This is a genomic window from Aeromonas sp. 602658 (assembly GCF_049173005.1).
Taxonomy (GTDB): Bacteria; Pseudomonadota; Gammaproteobacteria; order Enterobacterales; family Aeromonadaceae; genus Aeromonas; species Aeromonas veronii_A.
In genome coordinates, this window is record NZ_JAAKRF010000025.1 from 40,191 (window position 1) to 50,173 (window position 9,983).

Annotated in this window: 8 protein-coding genes; 6 read left to right on the forward strand and 2 right to left on the reverse strand. The window is 62.2% G+C overall.

Going from position 1 to position 9,983, the window contains the following annotated elements:
• Positions 1 to 185: 185 nt before the first annotated feature.
• The 3 genes from G5253_RS15565 (at position 186) to G5253_RS15575 (ending at position 4,548) form a co-directional block, all read left to right on the forward strand.
• Positions 186 to 3,620 carry an ImpA family metalloprotease gene (locus G5253_RS15565; RefSeq protein ID WP_266135568.1) on the forward strand — a complete coding sequence of 1,145 codons (3,435 nt, stop codon included), beginning with the start codon at positions 186 to 188 and terminating at the stop codon, positions 3,618 to 3,620.
• Between the two features lie 256 nt (positions 3,621 to 3,876).
• Complete coding sequence (locus tag G5253_RS15570) at positions 3,877 to 4,053, forward strand: DUF3606 domain-containing protein (protein WP_005337420.1); 177 nt, start codon at positions 3,877 to 3,879, stop codon at positions 4,051 to 4,053.
• Between the two features lie 246 nt (positions 4,054 to 4,299).
• Entirely contained in the window at positions 4,300 to 4,548 is a 249-nt protein-coding gene (locus tag G5253_RS15575) for a GlsB/YeaQ/YmgE family stress response membrane protein (protein WP_005350930.1), read from the forward strand.
• Positions 4,549 to 4,613: 65 nt separating this feature from the next.
• On the opposite strand, the gene G5253_RS15580 is transcribed toward G5253_RS15575, so the two are convergent.
• Entirely contained in the window at positions 4,614 to 6,017 is a 1,404-nt protein-coding gene (locus G5253_RS15580; protein WP_335828690.1) for a sensor histidine kinase, read from the reverse strand.
• A complete protein-coding gene (tctD, locus tag G5253_RS15585) occupies positions 6,013 to 6,687 on the reverse strand; it encodes a transcriptional regulator TctD (protein ID WP_158110669.1) in 675 nt (224 codons plus the stop codon). The genes G5253_RS15580 and tctD overlap by 5 nt, the downstream gene beginning before the upstream one ends.
• Positions 6,688 to 6,909: 222 nt before the next feature.
• On the opposite strand from tctD, the gene G5253_RS15590 reads away from it, so the two are divergent.
• Genes G5253_RS15590 through G5253_RS15600 form a run of 3 tightly spaced genes read left to right on the forward strand, consistent with a single transcriptional unit; the run spans position 6,910 to position 9,881 of the window.
• Positions 6,910 to 7,896 (forward strand): Bug family tripartite tricarboxylate transporter substrate binding protein, encoded by a 987-nt coding sequence (locus G5253_RS15590; protein WP_005350924.1) that lies wholly within the window; start codon positions 6,910 to 6,912, stop codon positions 7,894 to 7,896.
• A gap of 11 nt (positions 7,897 to 7,907) precedes the next feature.
• Positions 7,908 to 8,339: a tripartite tricarboxylate transporter TctB family protein gene (locus G5253_RS15595; protein WP_266135567.1), complete on the forward strand. Its 432-nt coding sequence runs from the start codon at positions 7,908 to 7,910 to the stop codon at positions 8,337 to 8,339.
• A 9-nt stretch (positions 8,340 to 8,348) separates the two neighbouring features.
• Positions 8,349 to 9,881 carry a tripartite tricarboxylate transporter permease gene (locus G5253_RS15600; RefSeq protein ID WP_266135566.1) on the forward strand — a complete coding sequence of 511 codons (1,533 nt, stop codon included), beginning with the start codon at positions 8,349 to 8,351 and terminating at the stop codon, positions 9,879 to 9,881.
• Positions 9,882 to 9,983 lie beyond the last annotated feature (102 nt).

Here is a 9,983-nt window from a genome sequence, read left to right on the forward strand (position 1 = left end):
CTATGGGCTGTTCGGCCCATCTGTACCGGTTCTGCTGCGCCAGCAAGGGCAGCAATCGACCAAAAAGCATGCAAGGTGCTGAAAATAAAGATAATTAACCATTCAATCAGCGTTGAAATAAACGAAACCGCTCATTAGACTACCGACTCCTCCCACCCGTCGTAACACAAGGAACGTATCAAACAATGAAAAAGACGGTTCTCACCCCCTTACTGGCGCTGTTGATCACAGGCTGTGGCGGCGGTGATGGCGAACAGGAAGAGACCCCTATCCGCCCCCCTGTCACCCCCAACTATTTCGAGGCATCCAGCCAGAGCAGCGCGGGCGGACAGTTGAACCCCACCAGCCTGCGGTTGGCGGCGGGTGAACAGGGGCGCTTCTCGGTACAGGCTGACAGCGATTACCTCCTGACCGAGATAAGCGGATGTGATGGCACCCTGGACGGCCTCACCTATACCACTGGCCCCATGAGCAGCGATTGCCAGATCTCGGCCAGCTTCACGCAGGAGAGTGCCGCCGTCTATTTCAACGCCACCACCCAAGCTTCTCAGGGGGGCGCACTCAGCCCCGACGCCCTGCGTCTGAACGCCGGTGAACAGGGCCGTTTCACCGTGCAGCCCGAGAGTGGCTTCGTACTGACACAGATCGCAGGATGTGAGGGCACCCTGACGGGTAATACCTACACCACAGCCCCCATGCGCGCCGATTGTCAGATCTCGGCCCGCTTTATCAGCGATGCCGCCAATGCGATTGCCCGGGAAGATCATACCCTTGCCAGCGAGCAATCCCTGATCGCCCATGCCCGTGCGACGATTGCCGACAGTGAAGCGCACCGCACCGAGCTGGTTCGTAGCCTCTATCAGGGAATGGCACAGATCAGCTGGAACCCGAGCCACGACTCCATCACCTTTTCCAGCTTCCAGCCGGAGAGCACGGTGACCCTGCTCCCATCCAACATTAATGGCAAGGGGGAGAGCGAGATCCGGGGGCTGGTGATGGTCTCCGAGCAAGCCGATTACCGTCAGGCCGCCATGGGGGCGAACCTGTTTTCCGTTGACCGCACAGCGCAGAGCGAGGCGCTGCTCAAGGGGCTGATTGGCTGGCTGACCCGGGGCAAGGATAGCGATGGCCTGCGCATCCTCACCGCCCAGATGCCAAGCCGCACCGATAGCTGGTATTTTCCCCATAACGAAGGCGTGCGTGACTGGCTCAAGGCGATCTATCCCGACAAGCACAGCATCAACCCGGCCAATGCCTGCGATTATCAGGCGTTGAGTGACTGCATAGACACCATGGCGCCGGAGCTTATCGTGATCAGCGATATCGACCGCCAGGGGCTGGGGTATCAGGGGATCGCACAGGGGATCGCCAAGGCCAAAGCGGCCGGGATCCCGCTGCTGCTCTCCAACTATCGGCGCGATGCCAGCCCGCAGCTAAGCCCCCTCTATCTCGATATGGGGCTGGTTACCTGGGGCAACTACTGGTCAAAACTCAGAGCCAGCGATCTTGCAGTGAACACCATCATGGCACCCGACGCCCAGCTGATGGCGGTCGATACCCTGCTTGGCAACCTTCTGGATCGCAACTTCACGACCCAGTGGCTCGATAGCTGCGGCGGCAACTTTATCAATTGCGGTGGCTCGGAGAGCTTCAACCAGCAGTTCAAGCTGGGGGCCGACTGGCTGAGAAACGCGGCCATCACCCTCGACAAGACCGGGAGCAGTCCCTTTGCCCGTGACGGCGTGATACTGTTGCCCGCCACCCTGCTGCTGGCCGACAAATACCGTGCCGCCATCGACTACCCCATTGCCTGGGGTGAACATCAATCCTGGCAGCAGGCGATGTTTGCCGACTGGCTGGTGAGCTATGCCCGCACCCGTACCCCGGCCCAGCCCGATCTGGGGGAGTACGTCACCGATCGCAACAAGGTGGTGAAGGGACAAGCAGCTCACTACGCCTATCCCGCGACGCTCACCGACAGTCGGCGCATTTCGGTTCCCTACAGCGGGCAGTGGACTACCACCGGTTGGTATGCCCTGCCGGGACAAACCATCACCCTGAGACGCACCGATAACGCCGATGTGTCCGCTACCGTCCGACTCAACTACCACAGGCCCAACACCAATCGCGCCTATGAGCAGAAGATCTATCGAGCCCCGCTGGAGCTGACCACCGGACGACTGATCTTGGCCAAGGGGGGCAGTGTCACCTTCACTTCTCCTTATGGCGGCCCTATCTACCTCTATCTGGAAGGGGGGGCAGCATCGCTGGCCGTCCAGGTGAGCGCCACGGGCGTCACCCGTCATCCGGCCATCATGGATTTCAGTGATGAGCAGCAGATACGCGAGTTCAACGAGCGGCTGGAACAGACCGAGCTGCCCCATATCGATCTGCGGGCCGATGGCGCCGAACAGCATCTGCGCCGGGATCGCTTCACCAAGGCGGTGGGTGGCGTCATCCCCGACACCAATGCCCTGCTCGACAGCATCGCCCGGGATCACATCAATGGCGTCTACACCCTAGCGGGCCTGAAAATTCAGGGCAAGGGGCTCGATGAGTCGCTGCCTGCGGATGTTAAAAACGCCTGCGTGGCACTGCTGGGGGAGGGTTGTCTCGATGAGTCGATTCATACCCGCACCATCATCCAGCATGCCAACTATGACCAGAATGCCCATTGCGGCAGCGGTTGCAGTGGCAACCCGTGGGACTCTTCCGGCAGCATCAGCCCGACCGGCTGGCTCGACAATCACGAACTGGGCCACAACCTGCAGACCAACCGGTTGAACGTGCAGTACGCTGCGGCAGGCGATGCCGACAACTGGAGTGGCTATGGCAGCCGGGCGGGGGAAAACTCCAACAACATCTTCCCTTATGTGGTGAAGTGGCGCGCCCATTATCTGAGGGATGGCAACACGGCGCCCATCAAGGATGGGCACATGAATCACAAGGATCTCTTCTATGTGTTCATGTCTGATGCGGCGCAGGTACGGGACAGGAGTGGCAACCGCGTCGTGCTCGGGGCCAACTGCAAGGTGCTCGATACCGGCGAGAGTCGCTACGAAGCCCCCTGGAAGAGCAATGCCTACGCCGTCCACAACGGCTATCGCATGGCGTTTTATATCCAGATGGCATTACGCGCCCACCGTATGCTCCTGACTGATGGCACCCGACTGAACGATGGCTTCACTATCTTCACCCTGCTCTATCAGCATTCACGGATCTTCGGCGCGGCAGCCGACAGTGAAGCGCAGTGGAATGCCAGCAAGGATAGGCTCGGCTTTAGCCTGTTCCCCTACTCGGGGCATGCGGTCTATGGCGGCAAACGGGTGCGCGACATACCGGGCAATGACTTTATGCTGGTTGCACTCAGTCGGCTCACCGGATGGGACTGGCGCAATCACTTCGATCTGCTTGGCCTGCGTTACTCCAGCCTCGCGGTCGCTCAGGTGCAGGCCAACCAGCGTTATGGCAGCCTGCCGATGGGGATGTATGTGCTGGAGGATGACCTGCCCCCAGCCAACATGAGCGAAGGTGTCACATTCCTGCCGCTCTCCGAAAGCGACGGATCCACCCTCTGGCCCCGCAACAGCGGCTCGCCAAGCGCCTGCCCAACACCCTGAATCCGGTCATCACGATAACCACAACAAGCGCCCGGCAGGGCGCTTGTTGTTTATCCGGCCTCTGGCCCCGTTGTTGATGATGTGAAGAGGGTGGGATAAGTGGTGATCGCTCACAGATCAGCAAAGTAAACCTGCACTCCTCCCTCAGTCCCCGGGTTGTGTGAACCTCGTCACCTTGCCCCTTGCCAATTGAGAGGATGATGGCGCTCAGGCAGAAGCGTCTTTCTCGCCAGTATTTCAACAAGTTGAGGTTTGTATGCCTGACAGCAATGCGGTCGCTCACCCGTTCGATGCCAAGAAGATCAATGTCAACGATCCCTATGAGATGAAGCAGTGGATCAAAATGTTCGAGTGCACCGAGGTCCAGCTGAAACGGGCGGTCAAAGCAGTAGGCACCTCAGGCAAGGCGATCAGAAAATACCTCAAGAAGTGAGGGTGCAACCCCGTCACAAACCCGGCCCCGCTCGCGGGGCTTTTCTCATCTTGGCCTTTACGTGAGCCATCCCCCGCCTGTTTGGCGGCGCACATACCGCCATTCAGCCGCTCATAAGCGGACTGTGCAGCCCGACCAGCACTGGCCGCCGTCCGACAGCTTGTGACCAGCCAGCACCATCCGGCCCTTCGCATCCCGGCATCCCTGCCTATAATGCGGGCTCAAACACACAGAGAGGATTAATCCATGGGCTTTATCAGCTGGATCGTATTGGGATTGTTGGTGGGTATTCTGGCGAAGTGGATCATGCCGGGCCGCGATGGCGGTGGCTTCTTCATGACCGCCCTGTTGGGGATTGTCGGCGCCATGGTCGGCGGCTATGTGGGTACCCTGCTGGGGCTGGGCTCGGTGACCGGTTTCAATATCCCGAGCATCGCGCTGGCGACCGTGGGCGCCCTTATCGTCCTGTTTGTCTTCAACAAGATCCGCAGCTGACCCCCAACGCCATCTATGTGTAGATAAACAGGGCACCGCGAGGTGCCCTCTCTTTTTTATCGCCCTCACGATGTTGCCAGCGGCAAGATCAGCCTCACCAGCAAGCCCCCCAGCTGGGTGGCTGGCAGCAACACCACTTCGCCGTGGTGGTAGTGGGCGATATCGCGTACCAGCGCCAGACCCAGCCCCGCTCCCGGCTGTTCACTCCCCTGCTCGAGGCGCTGGAACGGCTGCCAGACTCGCTCCGCCAGCTCGGGGGCTATGCCGGGGCCGCTATCCTCCACCTCCAGCCAGATCTGCCCGTTGCTTCGCACCACCCGCGCCGTCACGGTGCCGTGGGGTGGGGTGTATTTGATGGCGTTGTCGAGCAGGTTGGCACAGAGCTCCCCCAGCAGCAGCGGCTCCCCCGCCACCATGATGGCGGACTCCTCCCCCTCGTACCCGAGATCGATCCCCTTGCTGCGGGCCTGCGCCAACCGTGACAGACAGGCCTGCTGTACCAGCGCCGTCAACTCGATGGGCTCCCGCTGGCGCAGCCCGGAGCACTCGTCTGATTTGAGTCTGGCCAGCAGCAGTAACCGTTCGGTCAGGGCGATGGTGTGATCGAGCCGCACGGCCATGGCATCGAGACTTTCGCTCATCAGGGCCGGATCGCCGCTACCGCGCGCCACCTCAACCTGGGTTTTCAAAATGGTGAGCGGCGTGCGCAGCTGGTGGGCGGCATCGGCACTGAAACGCTCCTGCCGGGCCACCAGCTGACGCAATCGGGCCAGCTGGCGGTTGAACGCCTGCACCAGCGGCCGGGTCTCCTGCCAGGGGAGCAGGTCGGGTAAGGCGGCAAGATTGGCGGCATCGCGGCGCAGGATCTCCCGCGACAGGCGGCGCATCGGGGTGAGCAGCCGCTTGAGCAACAGATAAGCGAGCAGCAGGGTGAGCACCACCAGTGCCCCTTGGGTCAGCAGGGCCGACCAGAGCAATTGCTCCGCCAGTTGCTGGCGGCCGAGCAGGGTTTCCGCCACCGTGATGCGGGCCATGCCGTTGACGCCCCCCTCACCCACCGGTTGCAGCAGCATCACGGCGCGGATCGGCGCCTCCTGATAGAGCCCGTCATAGAAGTAGGCGAGCGCCGGATAGCGGTCGGTCAGTGGCGTACCGTCCGGCATGGGGGGCAAGTCGTCAAAGCCGGAGATGACCCTATCGTCGATGCCGCGCACCTGATAGAAGAGGCGATCGCGCATGTTGCGCTCGAAGCTGTCGAGCACCACGTAGGGCACATCCACCCTGAGGCTGCCTTCGGCTGCCGTCAGCCGCTCGGCAACGGTGCGGGCCGAGGCGAGCAGGGTGCGATCATAGGCCGAGGTGGCCGCCGCCAGCGCGCCGTAGTAGCTGTACCAGGCCGAGGCAGCCCAAAGGATCAGCAGGGGGCCCCCCAGAAACAGCAGCAGTTGATGGAGCAGGGAGCGACTAATGAGAGGCCTCCGGCGCAGCTTCCAGCAGATAGCCCAGCCCGCGCAAAGTGGTGATCACCACCCCGCTGCCTACCAGCTTTTTGCGCAGCCGGTGGATATAGAGATCGATGCTGTCGAGCCCTACCTCGTCATCGAGGTTGAACACCTGCTCGAACAGCTGCCCCTTGGCGACGGGCCGCCCGTGGCGGTACATCAGCGCGGTCAGCAGCGCCAGTTCGCGCGGAGTCAGGGCAAGGCGGGCATCGGCCAGCAGAAAATAGCCATCGGGATGCAGGGTCAGCCGACCCAGCCGCAACTCGGTACCGCCACTTTCGCTGCGCCGCAGCAGGGCTCGCAGCCGGGCATCCAGCTCCCCCAGATCGAACGGCTTGGCCAGATAGTCATCGGCTCCGGCATTGAGGCCGCAGATCCGCTCCTCCACCGCGCCGCGGGCGGTGAGCAGCAGCACCGGCACCCCCTGCCCCCTACTGCGCAACCGGCCGAGTACCGCCAGCCCGTCGAGCTTGGGCATCTCGATATCGAGCACCGCCAGCGAGTACTGTTCGTGGCGCAGCAGGTGGTCAGCCTGAGCCCCGTCAGCCACCCAATCCACCGCGAAACCGGCACTGGTGAGTGCCCGCGACAGCCAGTGGGCCAGTTCGTGATTATCTTCCGCCAACAGCAAGCGCATCCCTCTCCCCTTGTTCCTAACCACGGCATTCAGCCGCACTGCTTCAACTGCATCCCTTCGTCACTGCCAGTACAGGAGAAGGTGAGATCAAGGTCACACTCCCGGCTCTTGGTCAGCGATTGAAAGGTGAATGAAAGGTTGTTGTTTTAACAATTTCGCATCACTTCGTCTATCGACGGAGTCACACCCAGGAAAAACAACGACAAGATGGAGCACACAACCATGAAGCAACGCACACGTCATGCCCTCGCCCTGCTGACCCTGCTCGGCGCCCTGCCACTGCAGGCGGCCGAAAGTGCCACGACCCCGAGCCGTACCGAATGCATCGCACCAGCCAAACCGGGCGGTGGCTTCGATCTCACCTGCAAGTTGCTGCAGGTGAGCCTGCAGGAGACCGGCACCATCGACAAGCCGATGCGGGTCACCTACATGCCGGGCGGGGTCGGCGCCGTGGCCTACAACGCCATCGTGGCCCAGCGCCCTGCCGAAGCGGGGACTGTGGTCGCCTTCTCCGGCGGCTCCTTGCTCAACCTTTCCCAGGGCAAATTTGGCCGTTACGGGGTGGATGATGTGCGCTGGCTGGCGGCGGTGGGCACCGATTACGGCATGATCGCGGTGCGCCACGATGCCCCCTATCAGAACCTCAAGGAGCTGGTGAGCGCCATGGAACGCGATCCCAACAGCGTGGTGATCGGCGCGGGTGCCTCCATCGGCAGTCAGGACTGGATGAAGACGGCGCTGCTGGCCAAACAGGCCGGGGTTGACCCCCACAAGATGCGCTACGTCGCCTTTGAGGGGGGTGGCGAGCCGGTCACCGCGCTGCTTGGCAACCATGTGCAGGCGGTCTCCGGCGATCTGAGCGAGATGGTGCCCTATATCGGCGGCGACAAACTGCGGGTGCTGGCGGTGTTCTCTGCCGAGCGGCTACCCGGCAAGCTGGCCACCATCCCCACCGCCAAGGAGCAGGGTTATGACCTGGTGTGGCCGGTGATCCGCGGCTTCTATGTCGGCCCCAAGGTGAGCGACAGCGAATACCAGTGGTGGAAGCAGACCTTCGATCAGTTGGTGAAGACCGACACCTTCAAGGCGCAGCGGGATCTGCGCGGCCTGTTCGAGTTTGACCTCACCGGCGAGGCCCTCGACAGCTACGTCAAGGAGCAGGTGGCGCAATATCGCGAACAGGCCAAAGCCTTCGGTCTGGCCAAATAGGAGCCGCAGCCATGAGCGATCGCATCTTTGCCGCCATCTGGCTGCTGCTCTGTCTGGCAGGCGCCGCCATCGCCTGGCAGATCCAGAGCGAATACAGCTATGAGCCGCTGGGGCCGCGCCCCTTCCCGCTCGGCATCATCGGTCTGATGGCGCTCTGCGCCCTGTTGCTGCTGCGCCGCCAGCCGGACACCGTCAGCTGGCCGCCGCTACGTACCCTGCGCCACCTCGCCATTATGGTGGTGGCGCTGGCCGGGTACAGTGCCAGCTTCGAGTGGCTGGGCTTTCCGCTGGCCACCACCCTGCTCACCTTTGTACTGGGGCGCCTGTTTGGCGCCTCGACCAAAGCCGCCCTGCTCTCCGGCGTCGTCGGCGGTCTGGTGCTCTATCTCGCCTTCGACCGGCTGCTGGATGTCACCCTGCCCCTCGGCGTCTGGTTCTCTTAAGGAGTCAATATGGATACCTGGATGTACCTATCCCAGGGCTTTGCGGTGGCACTCACCCCGGAGAATCTGGTGATTGCCCTGATCGGCTGCTTTGTCGGCACCGTGGTCGGCCTGCTGCCAGGCCTTGGCCCCATCAACGGGGTCGCCATCCTGTTGCCGCTGGCTTTTGCCCTGAAACTGCCCCCCGAATCGGCGCTCATTCTGCTCGCCACCGTCTATATCGGTTGCGAGTATGGCGGGCGGATCTCCTCGATCCTGCTCAACGTGCCGGGGGATGCCGCCGCCATCATGACCGCGCTGGATGGCTACCCCATGGCCCAGCAGGGCAAGGCGGGAGTGGCCCTCTCTATCTCGGCGGTCAGCTCCTTTGTTGGCTCCATGCTCGCCATCGGCGGGATCATTCTGTTCGCCCCGGCGCTGGCGCGCTGGTCCCTCGCCTTCGGCCCGGCGGAATATTTCGCCCTGATGGTGTTCGCCATCGCCTGCCTTGGCAGCATGATGAGCCAGAACCCGCTCAAATCCTTTATGGCGGCGCTGATTGGGCTGGGGTTCGCCACCGTCGGGGTGGATGCCAACACCGGCGTCTATCGCTTCACCTTCGACAGCGTTCACCTCTCTGACGGGGTGCAGTTTATCGTGGTGGTGATCGGCCTCTTCTCGGTGAGCGAGATCCTGCTGATGCTGGAGCACACCAGCGGTGGCGGCAAGCTGGTGCGCACCACCGGGCGGATGCTGTTCAACTTCAAGGAGCTGGTCCATTGCACCGGCACCATGTTGCGCTCATCCACCATCGGCTTCTTCGTCGGCATTCTACCCGGCGCCGGTGCCACCATCGCCAGTGCCATCACCTACATGACCGAGAAGCGACTGGCGGGGCCCAATGCCAAATTCGGCGAGGGGGACATTCGCGGCGTGGCCGCGCCGGAGGCGGCCAACAACGCCTCAGCCTGCGGCTCCTTTATCCCCATGCTGACACTGGGAGTGCCGGGGTCGGGTACCACAGCAGTGATGATGGGGGCGCTGACCCTCTATAACATCACCCCGGGCCCCACCATGTTCACCGAACAGCCCGATGTGGTGTGGGGACTGATCGCCGCCCTCTTGCTGGCCAACGTCATGCTGCTGGTGATGAACATCCCCATGGTGGGCATTTTCACCCGCATGCTCTCCATCCCGCTCTGGTTTCTGGTGCCCGCCATCGCCAGCGTCTCGGCGGTGGGGGTCTATGCGGTGCACAGCACCACCTTCGATCTGCTGCAGATGGTGGCCCTCGGGGTCTTTGGCTACCTGCTGCGCAAGATGCACTTCCCCATGTCACCGCTCATTCTGGGCTTCGTGCTGGGTGAAATGCTGGAGCAGAACCTGCGCCGCGCCCTCTCCATCAGCAATGGCGACACCGCCATCCTGTGGAGCAGCGGCATCAGCCAGACCCTGCTGGTGCTGGCTATCGTAGTAATCACCCTGCCCCCGCTGGTACGCCTGCTGCGCCGCCGCAAAGCCGATCCGCTGATCCCGGACGCCCGCCCGGAGCAGGGAGCCTGATCCGATAAGAGTGATGACGGACCTATTTGTCTAGTCCTGAAATAGGTTTACACATTTTCAACTAGCATTTCTCTACTCAGAACCCCCTATGTACCGCATCGG

Excerpts from the sequence above, each read along its gene's own strand:
- G5253_RS15575 (WP_005350930.1), top strand. The coding sequence starts at position 4,300 with ATGGGCTTTATCAGCTGGATCGTATTGGGATTGTTGGTGGGTATTCTG.
- G5253_RS15590 (WP_005350924.1), top strand. The coding sequence starts at position 6,910 with ATGAAGCAACGCACACGTCATGCCCTCGCCCTGCTGACCCTGCTCGGC.
- G5253_RS15600 (WP_266135566.1), top strand. The coding sequence starts at position 8,349 with ATGGATACCTGGATGTACCTATCCCAGGGCTTTGCGGTGGCACTCACC.
- G5253_RS15595 (WP_266135567.1), top strand. The coding sequence starts at position 7,908 with ATGAGCGATCGCATCTTTGCCGCCATCTGGCTGCTGCTCTGTCTGGCA.
- G5253_RS15570 (WP_005337420.1), top strand. The coding sequence starts at position 3,877 with ATGCCTGACAGCAATGCGGTCGCTCACCCGTTCGATGCCAAGAAGATC.
- G5253_RS15565 (WP_266135568.1), top strand. The coding sequence starts at position 186 with ATGAAAAAGACGGTTCTCACCCCCTTACTGGCGCTGTTGATCACAGGC.
- tctD (WP_158110669.1), bottom strand. The coding sequence starts at position 6,687 with ATGCGCTTGCTGTTGGCGGAAGATAATCACGAACTGGCCCACTGGCTG.